This window comes from Kluyvera genomosp. 1 (genome assembly GCF_001266615.1).
GTDB classification, from domain to species: domain Bacteria; phylum Pseudomonadota; class Gammaproteobacteria; order Enterobacterales; family Enterobacteriaceae; genus Kluyvera; species Kluyvera cryocrescens_A.
In genome coordinates, this window is sequence record NZ_LGHZ01000021.1 from 35,774 (window position 1) to 61,418 (window position 25,645).

General features: G+C 52.6%; 17 protein-coding genes. 11 read left to right on the forward strand and 6 right to left on the reverse strand.

Annotation, left to right across the window (positions count from 1 at the left end; all coding sequences use genetic code 11):
* Positions 1–23: 23 nt before the first annotated feature.
* The 7 genes from cmoM to KP80_RS12880 all read left to right on the forward strand — a co-directional run bounded on the left by cmoM (position 24) and on the right by KP80_RS12880 (position 10,776).
* The gene (gene cmoM / locus KP80_RS12850; protein WP_052284043.1) at positions 24–818 is read left to right on the forward strand and encodes a tRNA uridine 5-oxyacetic acid(34) methyltransferase CmoM; all 795 of its coding nucleotides are present in this window, start codon (positions 24–26) and stop codon (positions 816–818) included.
* On the forward strand, positions 811–2,133 hold the full coding sequence (mukF, locus tag KP80_RS12855) for a chromosome partition protein MukF (RefSeq protein ID WP_052284044.1): 1,323 nt from the start codon (positions 811–813) through the stop codon (positions 2,131–2,133). The genes cmoM and mukF overlap by 8 nt, the downstream gene beginning before the upstream one ends.
* On the forward strand, positions 2,114–2,818 hold the full coding sequence (gene mukE / locus KP80_RS12860; RefSeq protein WP_052284045.1) for a chromosome partition protein MukE: 705 nt from the start codon (positions 2,114–2,116) through the stop codon (positions 2,816–2,818). The genes mukF and mukE overlap by 20 nt, the downstream gene beginning before the upstream one ends.
* On the forward strand, positions 2,818–7,266 hold the full coding sequence (gene mukB / locus KP80_RS12865; protein ID WP_052284046.1) for a chromosome partition protein MukB: 4,449 nt from the start codon (positions 2,818–2,820) through the stop codon (positions 7,264–7,266). The genes mukE and mukB overlap by 1 nt, the downstream gene beginning before the upstream one ends.
* A gap of 278 nt (positions 7,267–7,544) precedes the next feature.
* Positions 7,545–9,329: a L,D-transpeptidase gene (gene ldtD / locus KP80_RS12870; protein WP_052284047.1), complete on the forward strand. Its 1,785-nt coding sequence runs from the start codon at positions 7,545–7,547 to the stop codon at positions 9,327–9,329.
* Positions 9,330–9,511: 182 nt separating this feature from the next.
* Positions 9,512–10,063 carry a YcbK family protein gene (locus KP80_RS12875; protein ID WP_052284146.1) on the forward strand — a complete coding sequence of 184 codons (552 nt, stop codon included), beginning with the start codon at positions 9,512–9,514 and terminating at the stop codon, positions 10,061–10,063.
* Positions 10,064–10,128: 65 nt separating this feature from the next.
* The gene (locus KP80_RS12880; protein WP_052284048.1) at positions 10,129–10,776 is read left to right on the forward strand and encodes an MBL fold metallo-hydrolase; all 648 of its coding nucleotides are present in this window, start codon (positions 10,129–10,131) and stop codon (positions 10,774–10,776) included.
* A gap of 70 nt (positions 10,777–10,846) precedes the next feature.
* Here the strand turns inward: KP80_RS12880 and KP80_RS12885 are convergent, their stop codons facing one another.
* The 4 genes from KP80_RS12885 to pncB all read right to left on the reverse strand — a co-directional run bounded on the left by KP80_RS12885 (position 10,847) and on the right by pncB (position 16,784).
* Positions 10,847–12,037 (reverse strand): amino acid aminotransferase, encoded by a 1,191-nt coding sequence (locus KP80_RS12885; protein WP_052284049.1) that lies wholly within the window; start codon positions 12,035–12,037, stop codon positions 10,847–10,849.
* Between the two features lie 184 nt (positions 12,038–12,221).
* The gene (locus tag KP80_RS12890) at positions 12,222–13,400 is read right to left on the reverse strand and encodes a porin (RefSeq protein WP_052284050.1); all 1,179 of its coding nucleotides are present in this window, start codon (positions 13,398–13,400) and stop codon (positions 12,222–12,224) included.
* A 613-nt stretch (positions 13,401–14,013) separates the two neighbouring features.
* Positions 14,014–15,414 carry an asparagine--tRNA ligase gene (gene asnS, locus KP80_RS12895; protein ID WP_052284051.1) on the reverse strand — a complete coding sequence of 467 codons (1,401 nt, stop codon included), beginning with the start codon at positions 15,412–15,414 and terminating at the stop codon, positions 14,014–14,016.
* 167 nt (positions 15,415–15,581) lie between these two features.
* A complete protein-coding gene (gene pncB, locus KP80_RS12900; protein ID WP_052284052.1) occupies positions 15,582–16,784 on the reverse strand; it encodes a nicotinate phosphoribosyltransferase in 1,203 nt (400 codons plus the stop codon).
* Positions 16,785–17,048: 264 nt separating this feature from the next.
* On the opposite strand from pncB, the gene pepN reads away from it, so the two are divergent.
* Positions 17,049–19,661, forward strand: coding sequence for an aminopeptidase N (pepN, locus tag KP80_RS12905; protein WP_052284053.1), 2,613 nt, complete (start codon positions 17,049–17,051; stop codon positions 19,659–19,661).
* Between the two features lie 127 nt (positions 19,662–19,788).
* Here the strand turns inward: pepN and ssuE are convergent, their stop codons facing one another.
* On the reverse strand, positions 19,789–20,364 hold the full coding sequence (gene ssuE, locus KP80_RS12910; RefSeq protein WP_052284054.1) for an NADPH-dependent FMN reductase: 576 nt from the start codon (positions 20,362–20,364) through the stop codon (positions 19,789–19,791).
* Positions 20,365–20,615: 251 nt separating this feature from the next.
* On the opposite strand from ssuE, the gene pyrD reads away from it, so the two are divergent.
* Together pyrD and zapC are read left to right on the forward strand one after the other, a co-directional pair.
* Positions 20,616–21,626, forward strand: coding sequence for a quinone-dependent dihydroorotate dehydrogenase (gene pyrD / locus KP80_RS12915; RefSeq protein ID WP_052284055.1), 1,011 nt, complete (start codon positions 20,616–20,618; stop codon positions 21,624–21,626).
* Between the two features lie 164 nt (positions 21,627–21,790).
* A complete protein-coding gene (gene zapC, locus KP80_RS12920; protein ID WP_052284056.1) occupies positions 21,791–22,333 on the forward strand; it encodes a cell division protein ZapC in 543 nt (180 codons plus the stop codon).
* Here zapC and KP80_RS12925 read toward each other — a convergent pair.
* On the reverse strand, positions 22,330–23,439 hold the full coding sequence (locus tag KP80_RS12925) for a YcbX family protein (protein WP_052284057.1): 1,110 nt from the start codon (positions 23,437–23,439) through the stop codon (positions 22,330–22,332). The two genes, zapC and KP80_RS12925, sit on opposite strands and share 4 nt — an antisense overlap.
* 98 nt (positions 23,440–23,537) lie before the next feature.
* On the opposite strand from KP80_RS12925, the gene rlmKL reads away from it, so the two are divergent.
* Positions 23,538–25,643, forward strand: a complete 2,106-nt coding sequence (rlmKL, locus tag KP80_RS12930) for a bifunctional 23S rRNA (guanine(2069)-N(7))-methyltransferase RlmK/23S rRNA (guanine(2445)-N(2))-methyltransferase RlmL (protein WP_052284058.1) — start codon at positions 23,538–23,540, stop codon at positions 25,641–25,643.
* Positions 25,644–25,645 lie beyond the last annotated feature (2 nt).

The window sequence follows — 25,645 nt, forward strand, 5'->3', positions numbered from 1 at the left end:
GGCGAAGTCAGTAAGGATGCCCTGTGCAGGATCGCAATTTTGATGACATGGCAGAAAAGTTCTCGCGCAACATTTATGGCACCACCAAGGGCCAGCTGCGTCAGGCTATTCTGTGGCAGGATCTGGACAAGCTGCTGGCGACGATGGGTACCCAACCGCTGCGTATCCTCGATGCTGGCGGCGGTGAAGGCCAGACTGCACTCAAAATGGCAGCGCGCGGGCATCATGTGACGCTGTGCGACCTTTCTGCGGAGATGATCGCCCGTGCACGCAAGGCGGCAGACGAGAAAGGTGTGAGCGACAACATGCATTTCATACATTGCGCAGTCCAGGATGTGGACGAGCATTTGGAAAGCCCTGTTGATCTGATATTGTTTCACGCTGTGCTGGAGTGGGTGGCCGATCCGCAGGATGTGTTAAAAACACTGTGGTCGGTGCTTCGTCCGGGCGGCGCATTATCATTAATGTTCTACAATGCAAACGGCCTGTTGATGCATAACATGGTGGTGGGCAACTTCGATTATGTCGTTGCCGGCATGCCGAAAAAGAAAAGACGGACGCTGTCGCCGAACTATCCGCGCGATCCGCAGCAGGTCTATAGCTGGCTGGAAGATATCGGCTGGCACATTAACGGGAAAACCGGCGTGCGAGTGTTTCATGACTATTTGCGCGATAAGCAGATGCAGAAGAACTGTTTTGATATTCTGCTGGAACTGGAAACGCGCTATTGCCGCCAGGAACCGTATATTAGCCTGGGGCGCTATATTCATGTCACCGCACTGAAGCCGCAGACAGAAACAAGGAAAAACGATGAGTGAATTTTCCCAGACAGTCCCCGAACTGGTTGCCTGGGCCAGGAAAAATGATTTTGCCATCTCGCTACCCGTCGATAGGCTCTCATTCCTGCTGGCCGTCGCAACGCTGAACGGCGAACGACTGGAAGGTGAAATGACGGAAGGCGAGCTGGTGGATGCGTTTCGTCACGTCAGTGATGCGTTTGAGCAAACCAGTGAAACCATCGGAACGCGCGCCAACAACGCGATCAACGACCTGGTTCGCCAACGTCTGCTGAACCGCTTTACCAGCGAAATCACAGAAGGGAATGCCATCTATCGTCTGACGCCGCTGGGTATTGGTATTACCGACTACTATATTCGCCAGCGCGAGTTCTCGACGCTGCGCCTGTCAATGCAGCTGTCGATCGTCGCCGGTGAATTGAAGCGCGCGGCGGATTCTGCTGACGAAGGGGGCGATGAGTTCCACTGGCACCGTCATGTTTACGCGCCGCTCAAATATTCGGTGGCTGAAATTTTCGACAGCATCGACCTGACGCAGCGCATCATGGATGAGCAGCAACAGTCGGTGAAAGATGACATCGCTCAGCTGCTGAACAAAGACTGGCGAGCGGCGATTTCCAGCTGTGAACTGCTGCTGTCAGAAACGTCCGGCACGCTGCGTGAGCTTCAGGATACGCTGGACGCCGCGGGCGATAAGCTGCAGGCGAATCTGCTGCGTATTCAGGATGCCACCCTCAGTCACAACGATTTGCAGTTTGTCGATCGTCTGGTCTTTGATTTGCAAAGTAAGCTCGACCGCATCGTGAGCTGGGGCCAACAGGCGATTGACCTGTGGATTGGCTACGACCGCCACGTGCATAAATTTATCCGTACCGCGATTGATATGGATAAAAACCGCGTCTTCGCCCAGCGACTGCGCCAGTCGGTACAGAACTATTTCGATGCGCCATGGGCGCTCACCTATGCCAATGCCGACCGTTTGCTGGACATGCGTGATGAAGAGATGACGCTGCGTGACGAAGAGGTTACCGGGGAACTTCCACCGGATTTAGAATACGAAGAATTTAACGAAATTCGCGAACAGCTCGCTGCGCTGATTGAAGAGCAGCTGGCGATTTATAAAACCAAACAGCTGCCGCTGGATCTCGGTCTGGTGGTCAAAGAGTACCTGGTTCAGTACCCGCGTGCGCGTCACTTTGACGTTGCGCGAATCGTGGTAGACCAGGCGGTACGTTTGGGTATTGCACACGCAGATTTCACCGGACTGCCGGCAAAATGGCAGTCGATTAATGATTACGGAGCCAAGGTACAGGCGCATGTCATCGACAAATATTGAACAAGTGATGCCAGTTAAACTGGCACAGGCTCTGGCCAATCCCATTTTTCCTGCGCTGGATAGCGCGCTGCGTGCCGGTCGCCACATTGGCCTCGACGAACTGGATAATCACGCATTTTTAATGGATTTCCAGGAATACCTGGAAGAGTTTTACGCCCGCTATAACGTTGAACTTATCCGCGCGCCGGAAGGGTTTTTCTATCTTCGCCCGCGTTCCACAACGCTTATCCCGCGTTCGGTACTCTCCGAGCTGGATATGATGGTTGGCAAGATTCTCTGCTACCTCTATCTCAGCCCTGAGCGTCTGGCGAACGAAGGTATCTTCACCCAGCAAGAGCTGTATGACGAACTGCTGGCGCTCGCCGAAGAGGCCAAACTGCTGAAGCTGGTGAACAACCGCTCCACCGGTTCCGACCTGGACCGTCAGAAGCTGCAAGAAAAAGTACGTTCCTCGCTTAACCGCCTGCGCCGTCTGGGAATGGTGTGGTTTATGGGGCATGACAGCAGCAAGTTCCGCATTACCGAATCCGTCTTCCGCTTTGGTGCCGATGTGCGCTCCGGCGATGACGCGCGCGAAGCGCAGCTGCGCATGATCCGCGACGGTGAAGCAATGCCTATTGAGAACCATCTGCAGCTTAATGACGAGAACGACGACAATCAGCAGGATAGCGGGGAGGAAGAATAATGATCGATCGCGGTAAATTTCGTTCGCTAACGCTGATTAACTGGAACGGCTTCTTTGCTCGTACCTTTGACCTGGATGAACTGGTCACCACGTTGTCTGGCGGGAATGGTGCGGGTAAATCAACCACCATGGCGGCCTTCGTCACGGCGCTGATCCCGGACTTAACCCTGCTGCACTTCCGTAACACCACGGAAGCCGGGGCGACCAGCGGTTCACGCGATAAAGGTCTGCACGGTAAGCTGAAAGCCGGTGTCTGTTATTCGGTGCTGGACGTGATGAACTCGCGCAACCAGCGCGTGGTAGTTGGCGTACGTCTGCAACAGGTTGCGGGCCGTGACCGTAAAGTGGACATCAAACCGTTCGCTATCCAGGGTCTGCCAACCTCATTCCAGCCGACCCAACTGTTGACTGAAACGCTGAACGAACGCCAGGCGCGCGTCCTAACGCTCCAGGAACTCAAAGACAAGTTGGATACCATTGAAGGTGTCCAGTTCAAACAGTTCAACTCGATTACCGACTACCACTCGCTGATGTTTGACCTGGGCATTGTGGCGCGTCGTCTGCGTTCAGCGTCTGACCGTAGCAAGTTCTATCGTCTGATTGAAGCCTCGCTGTACGGTGGTATCTCCAGCGCCATTACCCGCTCCCTGCGCGACTACCTGTTGCCGGAAAACAGCGGCGTGCGTAAGGCATTCCAGGACATGGAAGCCGCGCTGCGTGAAAATCGCATGACGCTGGAAGCGATTCGCGTGACGCAGTCCGATCGTGACTTGTTTAAACATCTTATTTCCGAAGCGACCGACTATGTGGCCGCTGACTATATGCGCCACGCCAACGAACGTCGGGTGCATCTGGATAAAGCGCTGGAGTATCGTCGCGAACTGTTTACCTCTCGCTCACAGCTAGCGGCGGAACAGTACAAACATGTGGATATGGCGCGTGAACTTCAGGAGCACAATGGAGCAGAAGGGGATCTCGAAGCCGATCACCAGGCCGCCAGCGATCACCTGAATCTGGTCCAAACCGCCCTGCGTCAGCAGGAAAAAATTGAACGCTATGAAGCGGATCTGGACGAGCTGCAAATTCGTCTGGAAGAACAAAATGAAGTAGTAGCGGAAGCGGCCGACCAGCAAGAAGAGAATGAAGCGCGTGCGGAAGCCGCTGAGCTGGAAGTGGATGAACTGAAAAGCCAACTGGCGGACTACCAGCAGGCGCTGGATGTTCAACAGACGCGCGCCATTCAGTATACCCAAGCGCTGCAGGCGTTACAGCGTGCAAAAGAACTTTGCCATCTGCCGGATTTGACTCCGGAAAGTGCGGATGAGTGGCTGGAAACCTTCCAGGCCAAAGAACAGGAAGCGACTGAAAAACTGCTGACCTTAGAGCAGAAGATGAGCGTTTCGCAGACGGCGCACAGCCAGTTTGAACAGGCCTTCAAAATCGTTGAGGCGATTAACGGCCCTCTGGCTCGTGATGAGGCCTGGGATATCGCCCGCGAACTCCTGCGCGATGGTGTCAACCAACGCCATCTGGCGGAGCAGGCGCAACCGCTGCGTAGCCGTTTGAACGAACTGGAGCAGCGCCTGCGCGAACAGCAGGATGCCGAACGTCTGCTGGCTGATTTCTGCAAACGGCAGGGCAAGCAGTACGATATCGACGAGCTCGAAACCCTGCACCATGAACTGGAAGCGCGCATTGCGGCGCTGAGCGACTGCGTCAGCGACGCGCGTGAACAGCGTATGGCGCTGCGTCAGGAACAAGAGCAGCTGCAATCACGGATCTCGGCGCTGATGCACCGTGCGCCGGTATGGCTGGCGGCACAAAATAGCCTGAACCAACTGTGCGAACAGAGTGGCGAGCAGTTTGAATCAAGCCAGGACGTGACCGAGTATCTGCAGCAGCTGCTGGAGCGTGAACGTGAAGCGATCGTTGAGCGTGACGAAGTCGGTACGCGTAAGCGTGCGGTCGATGATGAAATTGAGCGCTTAAGCCAGCCCGGCGGTTCTGAAGATCAGCGTCTTAATGCGCTGGCGGAGCGTTTTGGCGGTGTGCTGCTGTCGGAAATCTATGACGACGTAAGCCTTGAAGATGCACCGTACTTCTCTGCACTGTACGGCCCATCGCGCCACGCGATTGTCGTGCCGGATCTGTCGCAGATCGCCGAGTATCTGGAAGGGCTGGAAGATTGTCCGGAAGATCTCTATCTGATTGAAGGGGATCCGCAGTCGTTTGATGACAGCGTATTTGCCGTCGATGAACTGGAAAAAGCGGTTGTCGTTAAAATTGCCGACCGCCAGTGGCGTTATTCTCGCTTCCCGTCGGTGCCGCTGTTTGGCCGTGCTGCGCGTGAAAGCCGTATTGAAAGCCTACACGCCGAGCGTGAAGGGCTGTCTGAACGTTTTGCGACGCTGTCGTTTGACGTCCAAAAAACTCAGCGCCTGCATCAGGCATTCAGCCGCTTTATCGGCAGCCATCTTTCCGTGGCCTTTGAAGCCGATCCGGAAGCCGAAATTCGCAAGCTGAATACTCGTCGTAACGAGCTTGAGCGTGCGCTCAGCAGCCACGAAAGCGACAACCAGCAGCAACAGACGCAGTTTGAACAGGCGAAAGAGGGCGTTGCACTGTTGAACCGCCTGCTGCCGCGTTTGAGCCTGTTGGCTGATGAAACGTTGGCCGATCGCGTTGATGAAATTCAGGAACGTTTGGACGAAGCCCAGGAAGCTGCGCGCTTCATCCAGCAGCACGGTAATCAGCTGGCGAAACTCGAGCCGATTGCTTCCGTACTGCAAAGCGATCCGCAGCAGTTTGAGCAGTTAAAAGAAGATTATGCCTGGTCACAGCAGGTGCAGCGCGAAGCGCGCCAGCAGGCCTTTGCGTTGACAGAAGTGGTGCAGCGTCGCGCCCACTTTGGTTATTCTGACTCTGCCGATATGCTTTCCGGCAATAGCGATTTGAACGAGAAACTGCGTCAGCGTCTGGCTCAGGCTGAGACCGAGCGTAGCCGGGCACGTGAAGCGATGCGTACCCACGCCGCGCAGGTCAGCCAATACAGTCAGGTACTGGCATCGTTGAAAAGCTCCTACGACACCAAAAAAGAGTTGCTCAACGATCTGCACAAAGAGCTCAAAGATATCGGCGTCCGCGCCGATGCGGGGGCCGAAGAACGTGCGCGTGCACGCCGTGATGAACTGCATGCCCAGCTCAGCAATAACCGTGCGCGTCGTAACCAGCTGGAAAAAGCACTCACCTTCTGTGAAGCGGAGATGGACAACCTGACCCGTAAACTGCGTAAGCTGGAACGTGATTATCTGGAGATGCGCGAGCAGGTTGTGACGGCGAAGGCTGGATGGTGCGCGGTGATGCGTCTGGTGAAAGACAATAATGTCGAACGTCGCCTGCATCGTCGTGAGTTGGCCTATCTTTCTGCCGATGATTTGCGTTCCATGTCGGATAAAGCGCTGGGTGCGCTGCGTCTGGCGGTCGCGGACAACGAACATTTGCGCGATGTACTGCGTATGTCGGAAGACCCGAAACGCCCAGAACGTAAAATTCAGTTCTTCGTGGCGGTTTATCAGCATCTGCGCGAGCGTATCCGTCAGGATATTATTCGCACCGATGACCCGGTTGAAGCTATCGAACAGATGGAGATTGAACTGAGTCGTCTGACCGAAGAGTTGACCAACCGCGAACAGAAGCTGGCGATTAGCTCTCGCAGCGTGGCGAATATTATTCGCAAGACTATTCAGCGTGAACAAAACCGTATTCGCCAACTGAACCAGGGGTTACAGAATGTCTCCTTCGGCCAGGTGAACAGCGTCCGTCTGAACGTGAATGTGCGTGAAACTCACTCGATGCTGCTGGATGTGTTGTCTGAGCAGCATGAACAGCATCAGGATCTGTTTAACAGCAACCGTCTGACCTTCTCGGAAGCGTTGGCGAAGCTGTATCAGCGCCTGAACCCACAGATTGATATGGGCCAGCGTACGCCGCAGACTATTGGTGAAGAGCTGCTCGATTATCGTAGCTACCTGGAAATGGAAGTTGAGGTTAACCGTGGTTCTGATGGCTGGCTGCGTGCTGAGTCTGGCGCGCTGTCCACCGGTGAAGCTATTGGTACCGGGATGTCAATTCTGGTGATGGTCGTTCAGAGTTGGGAAGATGAAGCGCGTCGTCTGCGCGGCAAAGATCTGTCGCCGTGTCGTCTGCTGTTCCTCGATGAAGCTGCGCGTCTTGATGCCCGCTCGATTGCTACGCTATTCGAACTGTGTGAACGTTTGGAAATGCAGCTGATTATCGCGGCACCAGAAAACATCAGTCCGGAGAAAGGGACAACCTACAAACTGGTACGTAAAGTGGTGAATAACCACGAGCATGTGCATGTGGTTGGCCTAAGAGGCTTTGCGGCCCAGCTTCCTGAAACATTGCCAGGCACGGCCGACGCATCGTAGGGGACTGACGATGGCTTGATACGCGGTGTGCTATCGAGCTGTTTAGCGAAGATAATTAAGCGATAGTCTGGAGCGGAGCGGGCGGGGAAACACCCTCGGGTCCGAATACAGAACAAAGGGCGACAATCGTGTCGCCCTTTTTGTTATCCCCTTTACGCTTATATCGCGTTATTATCTTTAGACTTCTTTACATTTCACCGGGCAAAAATGTTTTTGTCTTTATATACTGAAGGTAAGCCCACGTTAGGGGTCTTCGTATATATAACAGGGGGCAAGGGATGTTGCTTACTCAGAAAAATGGTCGTCGATTGTCAGCCGTAAGTTTGTGCCTGACAATGACATTTGCTCCACTGTTTACTGCTTTTGCAGATGAACCCGAAGTGGTTCCATCTGATAGCACAGCGCTGCCGGCGGAACCGTCTCCGGTTCTCCAGCATCCGGGATCTCAATCCGCTGCCATGGCAAGCCTTGTCGGGGGACAACCTCTGGCTGAAGGCGCAGCTGCGGCAAGCAGGGCTGAAATTCAGTCTCTTCTGCCGGCCGGATACCAACCCGTCTACCTTAATCCGCTGGTGACGCTGTATGCCGCGCGCGGAATGAAACCGATGTGGGATAACCGCGATGCGGTTCGTGCTTTCCAGCAGCAGTTGGCAGAGGTGGCGATCGCCGGTTTCCAGCCGCAGTTTACCCGTTGGGTTGAATTACTTACCGACCCCAACATCAGCGGTATGACTCGCGATGTGGTGTTATCCGATGCGCTGATGGGCTATCTCCACTTTATTAGCGGTATTCCGGTACAGGGTAATCGTTGGTTGTACAGCGACAAGCCTTACACGTTGGCGACCCCGCCGCTGTCGGTTGTCAATCAGTGGCAGCTGGCGCTTGATAATGGCGCTTTGCCACAGTTTATCGCCGCACTGGCGCCACAGCATCCGCAGTATGCTGCCATGCATCAAGCGCTTCTGGCGCTGACAGGGGATTCGCGTCCGTGGCCAAAACTGACCTCCACCGTTTCTTTGCGTCCAGGCCAATGGAGTAGCGATGTTCCTGCGTTGCGCGAGATATTGCAACGTAACGGTGCGCTGGATTCCGGGCCGGATATTGCGTTGCCTGGCGATAATATCGGTAAAACGAAAAAGACCGTGAAAAGCAGTCCTGCGGCCTACGACCAAACGCTGGTCGCCGCGGTCAAACGTTTCCAGGCGGCGCAAGGGCTGGGGGCTGACGGGGTTATTGGTGCGTCGACGCGCGACTGGCTTAATGTCTCTTCTGCCCAGAGAGCTGGTGTTTTGGCGCTTAACATTCAGCGTCTGCGACTGCTGCCGGGGAAAGTCTCGACCGGTATTATGGTGAATATCCCGGCCTATTCGCTGGTCTACTACCTGAACGGTAATGAAGCGTTGGCTTCGCGCGTCATCGTGGGGCGTCCGGATCGTAAAACGCCAATGATGAGCAGTGCACTGAATAACGTGGTGGTGAATCCACCGTGGAACGTCCCGCCGACGCTGGCGCGTAACGACATTCTGCCGAAGCTGCGTGACGACCCTGGCTATCTTGAGCGTCACAACTACACGGTGCTGCGCGGCTGGAACAGTAAAGAGGCTATCGATCCCTGGCGCGTAGATTGGTCAACGATCACGGCGTCAAATTTACCGTTCCGTTTCCAGCAGGCGCCAGGCGAACGTAACTCCCTGGGGCGTTATAAATTTAATATGCCAAGTTCGGATGCCATTTATCTGCATGACACACCGAATCATAATCTGTTCCAGAAAGATGCTCGGGCGCTGAGTTCTGGATGCGTGCGCGTAAATAAAGCATCCGATCTGGCTAATATGTTGTTACAGGATGCGGGATGGAATGATGCGCGAATTTCTGATGCGCTGAAACAGGGTAATACCCGCTACGTTAATATCCGGCAGAATATTCCGGTTAACCTTTATTATTTGACTGCCTTTGTTGGTGCTGATGGTCAGACACAATATCGAACAGATATTTACAATTACGATGTGACTGCGCGATCCGGTGCACAGATTTTGCCAAAAGCGGAACAATTAATCAGATAAATGAAGTAGTTCAGGTAATGTAGTTGTCGAATAAAAAGCAATGAAGCCAGCCTCGAACGTCCAGGGCTGGCGGATCTGCGCTGCAGGCCGCCTTGACGCTGGCTTTGATGCCCGGTAAGGTGCTTAACGTGCGCCGAAGTGCATATTTTTCGATCACATTTACTACTGTAGACCTGATTATCATGGACAAATTTGACGCTAATCGCCGCAAACTGCTGGCGTTAGGTGGTGTTGCGCTAGGCGCAGCGGCCATCTTACCCACACCTGCATTTGCTACCCTCTCGACCCCACGTCCGCGTATTTTGACGCTGAATAACCTGAACACAGGTGAGTTGATAAAAGCCGAGTTTTTTGACGGCCGAGGCTATATTCAGGATGAATTAGCAAAACTAAACCATTTTTTCCGTGACTATCGCGCGAATAAAATAAAGAGCATTGATCCTGCATTGTTCGATCAGCTCTATCGCCTTCAAGGATTATTAGGAACCAATAAGCCTGTGCAATTAATTTCTGGATATCGCTCCGTTGATACCAATAACGAACTGCGAGCGCACAGCCGTGGAGTAGCGAAACAAAGCTATCACACGAAAGGTCAGGCAATGGATTTCCATATTGAAGGCATTTCATTAAGCAATGTTCGCAAAGCAGCGTTATCTCTGCGCGCAGGTGGTGTAGGATATTACCCACGTAGCAACTTTGTGCATATTGATACCGGGCCGTTACGGCATTGGTAACTCTAAGCCCGATCGTTGAGAGCCATTGATGGATCCTGACGGTGATGAGTATAAACAGGAGCAGCATGAATTATCGCATTATTCCGGTTACTGCCTTCGCGCAAAACTGTTCGTTGATTTGGTGTGAGCAAACTAAACTGGCGGCGCTGGTCGATCCAGGTGGTGATGCCGAGACCATTAAACAGCAGGTTGCAGACGCCGGCGTGACGTTGCAGCAAATTTTGCTGACCCATGGTCATCTTGACCATGTGGGTGCGGCGGCGGAGCTGGCCCAGCATTATGGTGTGCCGGTGATTGGGCCGGAAAAGGAAGATGAGTTCTGGTTGCAGGGGCTGCCTGCACAAAGCCGGATGTTTGGTCTTGACGACTGTCAGCCGTTGACGCCAGACCGCTGGCTGAACGAAGGCGATACGGTGAGTGTCGGTAACGTGAAGCTACAGGTGCTGCACTGTCCTGGTCATACTCCGGGCCATGTGGTCTTTTTTGACGATGCAGCGCGTTTACTGATTTCAGGTGACGTACTGTTTAAAGGCGGGGTAGGACGCAGCGATTTCCCGCGCGGCGACCATGCGCAGCTGATTGATGCTATCAAGCGCAAGCTGCTGCCGCTGGGCGACGATGTGAAGTTTATTGCTGGGCACGGGCCGATGTCGACGCTGGGTCATGAGCGTTTGCATAACCCATTCCTGCAGGACGAACTCCCCGTCTGGTAAGATAATAAAAAGGCCGCGAATGCGGCCTTTTTTGTCTCTGCATAACGACCCGGCGCTGGCCGGGCGGAAATTACAGGACGGCGACGATGGCTTCACACAGTGGTGCCATATTGTCAGGTGTCATTCCGGCAACGTTAATACGGCCAGAAGCGACGGCATAAACCCCAAACTCTTCACGCAGACGCAGCACCTGTTCTTTGGTCAGACCGCTGAAGGAGAACATGCCGTTCTGTTTGGTGATAAAGCTAAAGTCACGGCCTGCGCCTTTCTCCTGCAGCGTGTTCACAAACAGCAGACGCATGCGCTGAATACGCTGACGCATATCGGTGAGTTCTTGTTCCCAGATGGCGCGCAGCGCGTCATTGCTAAGAATAGTGGCCACCACGGATGCACCGTGGGCCGGAGGGTTAGAGTAGTTCGCGCGGATAACGGCTTTCATTTGGCTAAATGCACGGTCAGCTGTTTCGGCGTCCGCGGTCACCAGCGTACAGGCACCCACACGTTCGTTATACAGACCGAAGTTCTTGGAATAAGAGCTCGCGACAATCAGCTCTTTATGCTGCGCGGCGAATGCACGTAGACCTTCAGCATCTTCCTCCAGACCACGGGCGAAGCCCTGATAGGCGAAGTCGAACAGCGGCAGCCAACCTTTTTCAATAGACAGCGCAGCCAGCTGCTGCCACTGCTCAAGCGTAGGATCAATACCGGTTGGGTTATGGCAGCAGCCGTGGAACAAAACCACGTCGCCTGCCTGAGCATCATTCAGGCTTGCCAGCAGCGCGTCGAAGTCCAGCGCGTGTTTTTCGGCGCTGTAATAGTTGTATTCACGCACTTCCAGGCCGGCTGCACCAAATACGCTTTTGTGGTTCGGCCAGCTTGGGTTACTTACCCAGATACGTTTCACGTCAGTGTTCTTCGCGAGGAAATCCGCCGCGACGCGCAGAGCGCCGGTTCCGCCTGGGGTCTGTGCGGTACGCGCGCGCTTGTCGCTGACGATTGCGCTGCCTTTACCAAACAGCAGCTCCTGCGTGCAACGACCGAATTCAGGGATACCATCAATACCGAGATAGTTTTTGGTGGTTTCGTTTTCCAGCAGATACTGTTCTGCTTTCTTAACGCTGGTCAGAACCGGTGTCTTACCGGTTTCATCTTTATAGACACCAATCCCGAGATTGATTTTTCCCGGGCGTTCGTCGGCGCGAAACAGATCGGCCAGGCCCAGAATCGGGTCGGCAGGGGCGGCGGTGATGTTCTCAAACATGACGAGGTTCCATTTATAAGTTCGGGGGAAATCCGCTATCAGGTTAACGGTAGATTTACAAAATGCCAACCGTTAGCGACAAAAAGCGCGGTGCTTTTCAAAAGTTACGATCTTCATCTTAGGAACGTAAAAAAGCAGGACCGAAGTCCTGCTTTTTAGGCATATAGCAGCGAGGGTCTGCTGATTAGAACTGGTAAACGATACCCACTGCAGCCTGGTCGTCGGTCGCCAGACCGGATTCAGCTGAGTATGCGTTGTCGTCCAGCAGGTTGAACTTGTACGCAGCGTATACGTTCATGTTCTTGTTGAAGTAGTACCAGGTACCGACTTCGATGTATTTAACCAGATCCGCGTCGCCGCCTTTGAAGTCGCCACGAGCGATCAGGTCTTTACCTTTGGACTGTACGTAGCCGATGGATGGACGCAGGCCGAAGTCGAACTGGTACTGAACCACAGCTTCGATGTTCTGAGTTTTGTTCGCGAAGTTGTTGTCTGGTTCACGAGTCATGTTCAGAGTTTCAGCGTACATTACCGCAGCGTAGACGTTGTTCGCGTCATACTTAGCAGCGGTAGACCATGCTTCAGCTTTGCTGCCGCCAGCGCTTGCCCAAGTGTGGGTCACGCCACCAAGGGTGGTGCTGCCTGGGTTAACCTGCGCGTTGGTGCGGTCTGCAACTTCATAACCTGCTGCCAGCGCGATACCGTTGCCGAAATCGTACTGTGCGGAGGTGCTGAAGCCGTCGCCGTTACCTTTAGCGCCGTTGCCGCCGTAGCCAACTTTATCAACGGTGCCGTCGGAGTTGAAGGTGGTCACGACTGGGTTGTTACGATCGTTTTTACCCTGATACTGCAGCGCGAAGCTCAGACCATCAACCAGGCCGAAGAAATCGCTGTTACGGTAGGTCAGCAGACCAGAAGAACGACCGTTCATGAAGTTGTCGGTTGCAGCCCAGGAATCGCCGCCCCATTCAACCAGCATATCGGTGTAAGCAGCTACGTCGTAGATGGCGCCGTAGTTACGACCGTAGTCGATAGAACCCGCGTCACCAAATTTCAGGCCAGCGAATGCCAGACGAGTTTTAGTCCCCTGGGAACCTTCCGCGTTGGAAGCATCCATGTTGTATTCCCACTGACCGTAACCGACCAGCTGATCGTTGATCTGGGTTTCGCCTTTAAAGCCGATACGCGCATAAGTGGTATCTTCGTTGCTGGTGTCGCCGTTGGTGGTCCAAATGTGTTCACCAACTGCCTTACCATAGAAGTCCAGTTTGTTGGCATTTTTGTTGTAGATTTCTGCAGCATTCGCTGCGCCAGCTACCAGCAGAGCAGGGATAACCACTGCCAGGATATTACGCTTCATCATTATTTATTACCCTCATTAGGTTTTTTTTATAGACACTCTCGACTTTCGACAATTACTTCCGTCAATAAAAATTTACGGAACTATTGATGAGAGTTTGGTGTCTTTATGTGTCTGAGAGGCATCTTTCCATTCAAAACATTCTTTCGCTAGCCTGAAAATGCTACAAACATCGAGAATGAGTAAGCAAAAGAAATAATGTGTAAGAATTTGTGTATTTTAAGGAACTTTGTGAACTAACTCAAAATTCTGAGATGCACGCGGAATAAATGAGCGATCGCTTATCTATCAATATGAATTTCTTATCTTTTATTCGCATAACGCTTTTTCTTATCGCATAGAGCGGATGAGTGATATTTTCCCTATGACATTTTTTGGCCGTCTGGATAGCTATGTTTTTGGCTAAAAAATATGCTAAGGCGTTAGCGAAATCTTAGATGCAATAAAATGTCGGCTATTTTTTGTGCGAAATGATGACGGGAAATGGGCTGTAACAAAGTGGGGAAGGCGAGGTCTTGATGTTTAAGTTTGTTAAACTTAATAAAGATTTCTTTACATAATCTGTCGACGGCGTAAAAAGGCCAGCACGATGGCTGGCCTTTGAGACAGAGTTAACTTAGAAGGTGGCGTTACGCGGCGTTCTTGGGAACGCGATCACATCACGCACGTTCTGAACGCCAGTGACGTAAGCAATCAGACGTTCGAAGCCCAGACCAAAGCCAGAGTGCGGAACGGTACCGTAACGACGCAGGTCGCGATACCACCAGTAGTCTTCTTTATTAAGACCCATTTCCGCCATACGCGCATCCAGTACGTCCAGACGCTCTTCACGTTGGGAGCCCCCGATGATTTCACCGATGCCTGGCGCCAGAACGTCCATGGCAGCAACGGTTTTACCGTCGTCGTTAAGACGCATATAGAACGCCTTGATCTCTTTCGGGTAGTTTTTCACCACTACCGGCGCTTTGAAGTGCTCTTCTGCGAGGTAGCGTTCGTGCTCGGAAGAGAGGTCAACGCCCCAGTAAACTGGGTTCTCAAATTTCTTACCGCAGTTTTCCAGAATGGTGACCGCGTCGGTGTAATCAACCTGGGCGAAATCAGCGGTGACGAAGCGTTCCAGACGGTCGATAGCGTCTTTATCTACACGTTCAGCGAAGAATTTCATGTCGTCCGCACGTTCAGTCAGAACAGCTTTAAAGACATATTTCAGCATCGCTTCTGCCAGCGCGGCGTTATCGGCCAGATCGGCGAAGGCCACTTCAGGTTCCAGCATCCAGAATTCTGCCAGATGGCGGCTGGTGTTGGAGTTCTCTGCGCGGAAAGTTGGGCCAAAGGTGTAGATTTTTGACAGCGCACAGGCGTAAGTTTCGCCGTTTAACTGACCAGAAACGGTCAGGAACGCTTCCTTACCAAAGAAGTCTTTGTCGTAGTCAACTTTACCCTGATCGTTACGCGGCAAGTTTTCCATGTCCAGCGTAGAGACGCGGAACATTTCACCCGCACCTTCGGTATCGGAAGCGGTAATCAGCGGGGTTGAAACCCAGAAGAAACCCTGCTCATCGAAGAAGCGGTGCAGCGCCTGAGCTAGCGTATGACGAACACGAGCGACCGCGCCAATCAGGTTGGTACGCGGACGCATATGTGCCACTTCACGCAGGTACTCGATGCTGTGGCGTTTTGCCGCCATTGGGTAGGTATCAGGATCTTCAACCCAACCGGTGACTTCCACATTAGTGGCCTGAATTTCAAAACTCTGACCTTCGCCCTTAGAGGCGACAATCTTACCGGTGACAATAACGGAACAGCCGGTGGTCAGACGCAGCACTTCCTGATTGTAATTGGGCAGAGAATTATTAATTACGGCCTGTACAGGATCAAAGCAGGAACCGTCATAGACGGCCAGGAAGGAAAAGCCAGCTTTTGAATCTCGGCGGGTACGTACCCAGCCGCGCACGGTGACTTCGCTGTCAACGGCTACGCGGCCCTGGAGTACGTCGGCTACAGGCACAACGCTCATAATAGTCTCTCTATTCGTAGTCCAATAAAAAAATCGTTTCCCCATCACTACGGGGGGATATCTATGTTACCTGTCATCTTCCATCAGACAAGCAGAATTCGCATGGGGAGAGGGTGTTTTGAGAAATAAATAAAGAAGAAGGGAGCCTGGCGGCTCCCTTTTGATGATTAACTGGCCTTTTTAATCTGCGGGAGATCGAAGGCTTTACGTAACGCGCGAACAAACGCTTTATCGTGGCAGATGGTTTTACCGGGGCTGTCAGAGAGCTTCGCTACCGGTTTGCCATTACACTCCACCAGTTTAATGACGATATTGAGCGGTTTGACCTGGGGAATATCGCAGGTCAGACGGGTGCCAATACCAAAACTCAGATTCACACGTGAAGAGAAATGTCGGTACAGTTCAACGGCTTTTGGCAAATCAAGGTTGTCGGAGAACACCAGCACTTTCGTCAGCGGGTCAATGCCAAGCTTCTGATAATGGCGAATGGCTTTTTCGCCCCATTCAAACGGGTCGCCCGAGTCATGGCGGAGCCCCTGATAACGGGTGGCGAATTCCGGGCCAAAGTCGCGCAGGAAAGCATCCATGGTAATACAGTCGGTCAGAGCGATGCCGAGCTGATCCGGGTATTCGGTGAGCCAGGCCGCTAATGCGGCGCGCTGGCTGGTGGCCAGGTCCGGGCTAATTTGCTGATGCGCCTGGAACCATTCGTGTGCCTGGGTGCCCATAGGAGTCAGCGTCAAGCGACGAGCTAAATCGTAGTTGCTGGTACCGGTAAACCATGATTCCTGTTGTAGGCGGCTAACAATCGCCTCCTGAACATCGCGTGAGAAACGACGGCGGGTACCGAAATCCATCAACTTAAAGGCGGACATATCGATATCGGCGGTCATCTGGTTAAAGTCGACCAGTTTACGTTCGAGCATGGCGAGCGCTTCCGGCACGCCGTTTTCGGGAGAGCGGTAGCGGTGGACCAGTTCACTGATAACTGCGAGTAGCGGAACCTCCCACATGATGACTTCACGCCACGGGCCTTCAAGACGAATATTGAGTTTGCCATTGTCGTTAGTGACGGTCACCTGCTGCGGGTCGTAGCGAAAATCGCGGAGCCAGTTCAGGTAGTCTTGCTTAAAGAAAGGCAGTCCGGACAGCCAGTGATATTCGTCATCTTGCAGCGTAAGAGAACGCATGGCGTCGACTTGTTCGCGAATTGCGTCAGCATAAATGCCTAGCAGATCGTCTCCACGGCAGCGGAATTCCGCCGCTACGTTGACATCGTAGTAGTGGTGGAAAACGGCCTGCTGCATATGCAGTTTGTAGGCATCTGTATCCAGCAGCGAGTGCAGAACAGGGGAAGCGAATTGTGTCATGGTGCGCAGTAGCATCCTCTCACAGGAGCGTTTAGTACAATAAACAACAGGGGAGAATCGCTGGAGTATACCTTGTTTATCGATTTATTGAACCCCGATCACAACATAAGGCACGAAGAGCCACCCGTTCGTTTTGTGCGTCATGTTGCGTAAATGTATCATTTTTCCCTATTTGACTGGAAAAGATGAAGATTCTGCGTAGCGTGATTAACACAACAGGAATAGACTGGAGATGACATTTACATAAGATGCTAAAGGTTTTTTATGACACAACAGCCCCAAGCCAAGTACCGCCACGACTATCGTGCGCCGGACTACCTGATTAGTGATATTGACCTGGCCTTTGACCTGGATGCCGCAAAAACCGTCGTGACAGCGGAAAGCCAGGTTTCCCGCCACGCAGCGTCTGATGTGCCGCTCCGTCTCGATGGTGAAGACTTAACGCTGGTTTCTGTTCATGTTAACGGCCAGCCATGGAGTGACTATAAAGAAGAAAATAGCCAACTGGTGATTTCCGGTCTGCCAGAGCGTTTCACGCTGAAGATCGTCAATGAAATCAGCCCAGCGGCAAACACCGCATTAGAAGGCCTGTACCAGTCAGGCGAAGCGCTGTGCACCCAGTGTGAAGCGGAAGGTTTCCGTCACATCACTTGGTATCTGGACCGCCCAGACGTGCTGGCTCGCTTTACCACCAAAATCACCGCCGATAAAAGCAAATATCCATACCTGCTCTCTAACGGCAACCGTATTGCCGAGGGTGAGCTGGATAATGGCCGTCACTGGGTTCAGTGGCAGGATCCGTTCCCAAAACCGTGCTACCTGTTTGCGCTGGTGGCCGGTGACTTCGATGTGCTTCGCGATACCTTCAAAACCCGTTCCGGGCGCGAAGTGGCGCTGGAGCTATTCGTTGACCGCGGCAATCTTGATCGTGCGCCGTGGGCGATGACGTCACTGCAAAATTCCATGAAGTGGGATGAAGACCGTTTCGGTCTCGAATATGATCTCGACATCTATATGATCGTGGCCGTCGACTTCTTTAATATGGGCGCGATGGAGAACAAAGGTCTCAACGTCTTTAACTCAAAATACGTGCTGGCGCGTACCGATACCGCAACCGATAAAGATTATCTCGATATCGAGCGCGTGATCGGACATGAGTATTTCCACAACTGGACCGGTAACCGCGTGACCTGCCGCGACTGGTTCCAACTGAGCCTGAAAGAGGGCTTAACGGTATTCCGCGATCAGGAGTTCAGCTCCGATCTCGGTTCGCGCGCTGTTAACCGCATCAGCAATGTGCGTACCATGCGCGGCCTGCAGTTTGCCGAAGATGCCAGCCCAATGGCACACCCAATTCGCCCGGATAAAGTTATTGAAATGAATAACTTCTATACACTGACGGTGTATGAAAAAGGGGCGGAAGTCATTCGTATGCTGCACACGCTGCTGGGCGAAAGCAATTTCCAGAAAGGGATGCAGCTCTATTTCGAACGGCATGACGGTAGCGCTGCGACCTGCGACGATTTTGTTCAGGCGATGGAAGATGCCTCGAACGTCGATCTGTCTCATTTCCGCCGCTGGTATAGCCAGGCGGGGACGCCAATTGTGAGCGTTCATGACGACTATAATCCAGAAACCGAGCAATATACGCTGACGATTCGCCAGCGTACGCCAGCAACGGCAGAGCAGGATGAAAAACTCCCGCTGCATATCCCGTTCGATATCGAATTGTACGATAACGAAGGCAAAGTCATTCCGCTGCAAAAAGACGGCCATCCGGTACACCACGTGCTGAATGTGACTCAAGCCGAGCAGACGTTTGTCTTCGATAACGTCTACTTCCAGCCCGTACCCTCGCTGCTGCGTGAATTCTCCGCGCCGGTGAAGCTGGAGTATAAATGGAGCGATCAACAGCTGACGTTCCTGATGCGCCATGCGCGTAACGATTTCTCTCGTTGGGATGCGGCGCAAAGCCTGTTGGCGACTTATATCAAACTGAACGTCAATCGCCATCAGCAGGGACAACCGCTGTCGCTGCCGGTGCATGTGGCCGATGCTTTCCGCGCCATTCTGCTGGATGAGAAGATCGATCCTGCATTGGCCGCAGAAATTCTCACGCTGCCATCCGCCAGTGAAATCGCCGAACTGTTCGAGATAATCGATCCTATCGCCATTGCGGCGGTCCGCGAAGCGCTGACCCGTACGCTGGCAACTGAACTTGCCGACGAGTGCCTGGCGATTTATAACGCCAATAAACTGGATAGCTATCGCGTAGAACATGCGGATATTGGCAAGCGTACGCTGCGTAATACCTGTCTGCGCTACCTGGCGTTTGGTGATGCGGAGCTGGGGGATAAGCTGGTTAGCCAACAGTATCATGAAGCTGACAACATGACCGATGCGTTAGCTGCGCTGTCTGCTGCGGTCGCCGCAGAGCTGCCGTGCCGCGATGCGTTGATGCAGGAGTATGATGATAAGTGGCATCAGGATGGACTGGTGATGGACAAATGGCTGATTCTGCAGGCAACAAGCCCGGCGGATGATGTCCTGGCAACGGTACGTAAACTGCTGAACCACCGCTCATTTAGCATGAATAACCCGAACCGTATTCGTTCGCTTATCGGGGCGTTTGCTGGCAGTAACCCGGCGGCGTTCCATGCGGAAGATGGCAGTGGCTATCAGTTCCTGGTGGAAATGCTTACCGAGCTGAACAGCCGTAACCCGCAGGTGGCTTCGCGCTTGATCGAGCCGCTGATCCGTCTTAAACGCTACGATGCAAAACGCCAGGCGCTGATGCGTTCGGCGCTGGAGCAGCTGAAAGGGCTGGAGAATCTGTCCGGCGATCTGTACGAGAAGATTGCGAAAGCGCTAGCGTAACAGGTTGGTTACCCGGACGAGGCCGTTGCGTTGAGGCCGGGTTAATCAACGACCGCTAAGGCGAGGGATATTTCTCGCTGAAAGATGTAAAAAACGCCACATGGTTTTCTATGCGGCGTTTTTTTTATCAAACATGCTCGACCTTTCGCGCAGCGCCTAATGTGGGTACCTGAATATCCCGCCGATGCAGTGCCTGCCAGAATGTTTCCAATGCGCTATCAAGTCGATTATGCAGATTCTGACTGAATTGCGGCTTATGTTGATAATCTGTCACCTGGCTATCGTCGGCAAATACCCCTTGTAGAATTTCTTGCGCCTTCAGCGCGTTTAATACGGGTTTCAAAGCGTAATCTACCGCCAGCATATGTGCCACTGTACCGCCTGTGGCCAACGGCAGCACCACTTTGCCTTCCAGCGCGCGTTCCGGGAGCAGGTCGAGCAGCGCTTTCAGGGCACCGGCGAATGAGGCCTTATAGACTGGCGTGGCGATAATCAAACCGTCCGCGTGCACCAGCTGTTCGGTTAAGGTTTGCAGCGCCGGGCTATCAAAACGGGCATAAAAAAGATCTTCCGGGGCGAAATTTTGTAGATGCCAGTGAAACACTTCTACATCCGCTGCCGACAGTTTCTCGCGTGCGTACTCTAGCAGGGCGCTAGAGCGGGAAGGAAAGCGGGGACTGCCTGCTAAAGTAATGACGCGCATACTCTCTCCTTATAACTAAAAACAAACATTAATCTAAAGTTGATAACATTTGCGCCAGTGTGGCAGAGGCGTTAGAGGAGGCGAAATACTTTTTCTGGCGTTGGATTACCAGAAAATGCATATGGCTCGTAGCTGAATAAGGCTGTGGAAGGAAAACGATTGCGCTTTTTTTGCCATAGGTCAATTCCCTTTCTGAACAAGATCGCACATAATACGCCCCCGGTTTGCACACCGGGAATCCAGGAGAGTTCATGTACTATCCCTTCGTTCGTAAAGCACTTTTTCAGCTCAATCCAGAGCGCGCTCATGAATTAACATTTCAACAATTACGCCGTATTACCGGAACACCGCTGGAAGCTTTAGTGCGCCAGAAGTTGCCGGAAAAACCGGTCACCTGTATGGGATTGACGTTTAAAAATCCACTGGGTCTGGCTGCGGGTCTGGATAAAGATGGTGAATGTATTGATGCCTTAGGAGCCATGGGCTTCGGTTCGATCGAGATCGGGACCGTCACACCGCGCCCGCAGCCAGGTAATGACAAACCGCGTCTGTTCCGCCTGGTCGATGCAGAAGGTTTGATCAACCGTATGGGCTTCAATAACCATGGCGTTGATAACCTGGTAGAGAACGTTAAAAAAGCGCATTTCGACGGTATTCTGGGGATTAATATCGGTAAGAATAAAGATACTCCAGTCGAGCAAGGTAAAGATGACTATCTGATTTGTATGGAAAAAATCTATGCCTACGCCGGTTATATTGCGATTAATATCTCTTCACCAAATACGCCTGGGCTGCGTACACTGCAATATGGTGAAGCGTTGGATGATTTACTTTCTGGTATTAAAAATAAACAATCTGAACTCCAGAAAAAACACCATAAATACGTTCCAGTGGCCGTAAAGATCGCGCCGGATCTTTCTCATGAAGAGTTGATCCAGGTTGCCGATAGTTTAGTTCGCCATAATATTGATGGGGTAATCGCAACCAACACTACATTAGATCGTTCTCTGGTTCAGGGGATGAAACATTGTGATGAAATGGGTGGATTAAGTGGTCGTCCATTACAATTAAAAAGCACCGAGATTATTCGTATGCTGTCGGCGGAATTAAAAGGCCAACTGCCTATTATTGGTGTTGGTGGGATTGATTCAGTGATTGCGGCCCGCGAGAAGATTGCGGCTGGCGCTTCGTTGGTGCAGATCTATTCCGGCTTTATTTTTAAAGGCCCACCGCTGATTAAAGAAATCATCACGCATATCTAGTCTTTTTCCTCGTATTGTGATCCAGGGCTTTATTTCCGGCCCTGGTTGCTTTATATTTCCGTATTGTTGCTTATTTAAACATATTGGTCTTTTATTATTTAAGGCAAAGTAACGCAACGGAAGAATGGGCAAAGCAATGGACGCGAAAATGATGGGGGAGACAAATGCGAATTAAACCTGATGATAACTGGCGTTGGTATTATGATGAAGAGCACGATCGTATGATGCTCGATTTAGCCAATGGCATGTTATTTCGCTCGCGTTTTGCTCGTCGAATGTTAACCCCTGATGCTTTTGACCCAACCGGTTTTTGCGTTGACGATGCCGCGCTTTATTTCTCATTTGAAGAAAAATGTCGTGACCTCGTGCTGTCAAAAGAACATCGTGCTGAACTGATCTTAAATGCGCTGGTTGCGATTCGGTTTCTTAAACCGCAAATGCCCAAGAGCTGGCATTTTCGCGCGCATCAAGACGCATGGGCCCCGGCTACCGGAGACGCCGCCAGCGTATGGCTAAGCGATGACGACAGTCAGGTGAATCTGCTGGTGGTTGAGCCGGGTGAAAACGCTGCGCTCTGCCTGCTTGCACAGCCGGGATTGGTCCTTGCTGGACGGACCATGCAATTAGGTGATCCCATTAAAGTGATGAACGACAGGCTGCAACCCCAACCGGGGCTGGATGGCTACAGCCTGGAACAGGCCGTTTAAAGCTTGAGTTTCAGTGCAGTTTTCGGAACGCAGCTGCAGCTTAGAATGGTGCCATCGTTGCGAATTGCGCTCTTCTTCAGCGGATTCACTTCTCCGTCTAACAGCGTAACCCGGCAGCTACCGCAGAGCCCGGCGCGGCAGGAATACGGTACGCGGATGCCTTGCTGTTCCAGCTGCTCCAGCAAGATTTGCTGATTATTACCGCTGAACGTTTTCCCCTCCCAATCAATATCCACCAACGCGTTTTGCACAACGGCTGACACAATCACATCGTCGCTTTTGCCGACGCTGTAGATTTTGGCAGGCCCGGTGGTCAGGATTTCAACCTCATCGCCGACGCGAATCACACCGCTATTACGGGCAATGAGATTCTGGCCAAAATCAACGTCACCGCTGGCTGGATCGGTGCGGAAGGATTGCAAGGTACTGAGCGGTTCACCGCCTGGATGTTTTTGCCCTTTTTCTGGGCTGATGGTGGTAAAGACACACCGGCTACAGGGTTTCACAACATCAAATACTACCGAGCCAATACGAATGGTTTTCCAGCTATCTTCCGCCCATGCCTCGACGCCCGTAACCACCAGATTAGGGCGGAACTGTTCCATACGAACGCTGGCTTTACAGCGCTGCTGGACGTCGCGCAGCGACGCTTCGTTGGTCAGCAAATAGGGAAATCCATCGGCAAAAGACAGCGGTACTGCATCGTGGCGTTTCACGCGGCGGGTGAGATCGGTACCAAGCCAGCGCAGCTGGACATTGCGCTTAAAGAACGGCGAAAGCCACTGATTGATAGCATCCGGGGCAATACGCGAGGTAAAATGATTGCCCCACACTTCGGTCGGCGATGCCTGATCGGTGAAATCAGCAAAACGCACCAGTGCGCTGCTGCCGTCGGGGGCGGTGAGATGGAGACCATCGTGCAGGACGGCGGGAGTAAAACGCACCATCGCTGGGAACTGACGGGCGGTAATAAAGGTGCCATCAGGTTCGGTAATCATAAAAATGCGATCAAACGCAAATCCGCTAATATCAGCGAAGGCATGCGTTAGCCCAATACCCCGCATAGATTTCACCGGATGAATAAAAAGCCGCGATAATGTAGCCACAACGCTATCCCTGAATCGAAATTAAGCCTTTAACTTTATGACATGGGCTACAGATTGGCTATAATGCGCAACAATTTTCTGCGAGTAAAAGTGACGATATGAATTCTCTGTTTGCCAGTACGGCCCGTGGGCTGGAAGAGCTGTTAAAAACTGAACTGGAAGGTCTGGGCGCGCAAGAGTGCCAGATCACCCAGGGTGGCGTCCATTTCCAGGGCGATACGCAGCTTCTGTACAAAAGCCTGATGTGGAGTCGCCTGGCGTCGCGCATCATGATGCCGCTGGGAGAATGTAGCGTCTGGAGCGATCTCGATCTTTACCTTGGCGTACAGGCTATCGACTGGACATCGATCTTTACCCCGGATGCCACTTTCGCGGTGAGCTTTGGCGGTCTGAACGATAGCATTCGTAACAGCCAGTATGGTGCGTTGAAAGTTAAAGATGCCATCGTCGATGCCTTTACGCGCAAAAATTTGCCACGCCCGAATGTCGATCGCGAAAATCCCGATCTGCGTATTAACGTTCGTCTGAACAAAGAAACAGCCTATATTTCTCTCGATCTGAGCGGCGATGGTCTACACCTGCGTGGCTACCGCGATCGCGCCGGTATGGCACCGATCAAAGAAAACCTCGCTGCGGCTATCGTGATGCGTTCCGGCTGGGTGCCAGGTACGCCGCTGCTCGATCCAATGTGTGGTTCCGGTACGCTGCTGATTGAAGCGGCGATGTGGGCGACCGATCGTGCTCCCGGGCTACACCGTAGCCATTGGGGTTTCAGCGGTTGGGCTCAGCACGATGAGGTTATCTGGCAAGAAGTGAAAGCTGATGCACAAACCCGCGCACGTGCTGGTTTGGCTGCCTATGAATCACGTTTCTACGGTTCTGATACAGATCGTCGTGTGGTTGAAATTGCCCGTAGTAACGCCCGTCGTGCGGGTATTGGTGAACTCATCACGTTTGAAGAAAAGGACGTTGCGCAGCTGAGTAATCCACTGCCAAAAGGACCCTATGGTACGGTTATCAGTAACCCACCGTACGGCGAACGTCTGGAAAGCGAACCGGCGCTGATTGCACTGCACAGCCTGCTGGGGCGCACGATGAAAAGCCAGTTTGGCGGTTGGAACTTGTCGCTGTTTAGCGCCTCGCCTGAGCTCTTAAGCTGCGTGTCTCTGCGCGCTGAACGCCAGTTTAAAGCGAAAAATGGCCCGTTGGACTGCGTGCAGAAAAACTATCACCTGGCAGAGAGCACGGGCGAAACGAAAGCGACAGTGGCAGAAGATTATGCTAACCGCCTGCGCAAGAATTTGAAGAAATATGAGAAGTGGGCGAAGCAGGAAGGTATCGAATGCTACCGTCTGTATGACGCCGACCTTCCTGAATATAACGTTGCCGTTGACCGTTACGCTGATTGGGTCGTGGTACAGGAATATGCGCCACCGAAAACTGTCGATGCGAATAAAGCGCGCCAGCGTCTTTTCGATATCATCGCCGCAACCATTTCCGTACTCGGAATTGCACCAAATAAACTGGTGCTAAAAACACGCGAACGTCAAAAAGGTAAAAACCAGTATCAGAAGATGAATGAGAAGGGTGATTTCATGGAGGTGAGCGAGTACAACGCGCGCCTGTGGGTCAACCTGACTGACTATCTGGATACCGGCCTGTTCCTCGATCACCGTATTGCTCGTCGTATGCTGGGTCAGATGAGCAAGGGTAAGGACTTCCTTAACCTGTTCTCCTATACCGGCAGTGCCAGCGTGCATGCAGGGCTGGGCGGCGCGCGTTCTACTACGACAGTTGATATGTCGCGTACCTATCTGGAGTGGGCAGAACGAAACCTGCGCCTGAATGGTCTAACCGGTCGCCCACACCGCCTGATGCAGGCCGATGTGCTGTCATGGCTGCGCGATAGCGACGAACAATTCGACGTGATCTTCATCGATCCACCGACCTTCTCGAACTCCAAACGTATGGAAGATGCGTTTGATGTTCAGCGTGATCATCTGCGTTTGATGAAGGATCTGAAGCGCCTGCTGCGTAAAGGCGGCACCATCATGTTCTCCAATAACAAACGCGGTTTCCGTATGGATCACGACGGTTTGGCTGAGCTGGGACTGAAAGCACAAGATATTACCCAAAAAACACAGTCGCCGGATTTTGCCCGTAACCGTCAGATCCACAACTGCTGGCTGATTACCGCAGCCTGAAA

Excerpts from the sequence above, each read along its gene's own strand:
- mukF (WP_052284044.1), top strand. The coding sequence starts at position 811 with ATGAGTGAATTTTCCCAGACAGTCCCCGAACTGGTTGCCTGGGCCAGG.
- mukE (WP_052284045.1), top strand. The coding sequence starts at position 2,114 with ATGTCATCGACAAATATTGAACAAGTGATGCCAGTTAAACTGGCACAG.
- mukB (WP_052284046.1), top strand. The coding sequence starts at position 2,818 with ATGATCGATCGCGGTAAATTTCGTTCGCTAACGCTGATTAACTGGAAC.
- ldtD (WP_052284047.1), top strand. The coding sequence starts at position 7,545 with ATGTTGCTTACTCAGAAAAATGGTCGTCGATTGTCAGCCGTAAGTTTG.
- KP80_RS12875 (WP_052284146.1), top strand. The coding sequence starts at position 9,512 with ATGGACAAATTTGACGCTAATCGCCGCAAACTGCTGGCGTTAGGTGGT.
- KP80_RS12880 (WP_052284048.1), top strand. The coding sequence starts at position 10,129 with ATGAATTATCGCATTATTCCGGTTACTGCCTTCGCGCAAAACTGTTCG.
- KP80_RS12885 (WP_052284049.1), bottom strand. The coding sequence starts at position 12,037 with ATGTTTGAGAACATCACCGCCGCCCCTGCCGACCCGATTCTGGGCCTG.
- KP80_RS12890 (WP_052284050.1), bottom strand. The coding sequence starts at position 13,400 with ATGATGAAGCGTAATATCCTGGCAGTGGTTATCCCTGCTCTGCTGGTA.
- asnS (WP_052284051.1), bottom strand. The coding sequence starts at position 15,414 with ATGAGCGTTGTGCCTGTAGCCGACGTACTCCAGGGCCGCGTAGCCGTT.
- pncB (WP_052284052.1), bottom strand. The coding sequence starts at position 16,784 with ATGACACAATTCGCTTCCCCTGTTCTGCACTCGCTGCTGGATACAGAT.
- pepN (WP_052284053.1), top strand. The coding sequence starts at position 17,049 with ATGACACAACAGCCCCAAGCCAAGTACCGCCACGACTATCGTGCGCCG.
- ssuE (WP_052284054.1), bottom strand. The coding sequence starts at position 20,364 with ATGCGCGTCATTACTTTAGCAGGCAGTCCCCGCTTTCCTTCCCGCTCT.
- pyrD (WP_052284055.1), top strand. The coding sequence starts at position 20,616 with ATGTACTATCCCTTCGTTCGTAAAGCACTTTTTCAGCTCAATCCAGAG.
- zapC (WP_052284056.1), top strand. The coding sequence starts at position 21,791 with ATGCGAATTAAACCTGATGATAACTGGCGTTGGTATTATGATGAAGAG.
- rlmKL (WP_052284058.1), top strand. The coding sequence starts at position 23,538 with ATGAATTCTCTGTTTGCCAGTACGGCCCGTGGGCTGGAAGAGCTGTTA.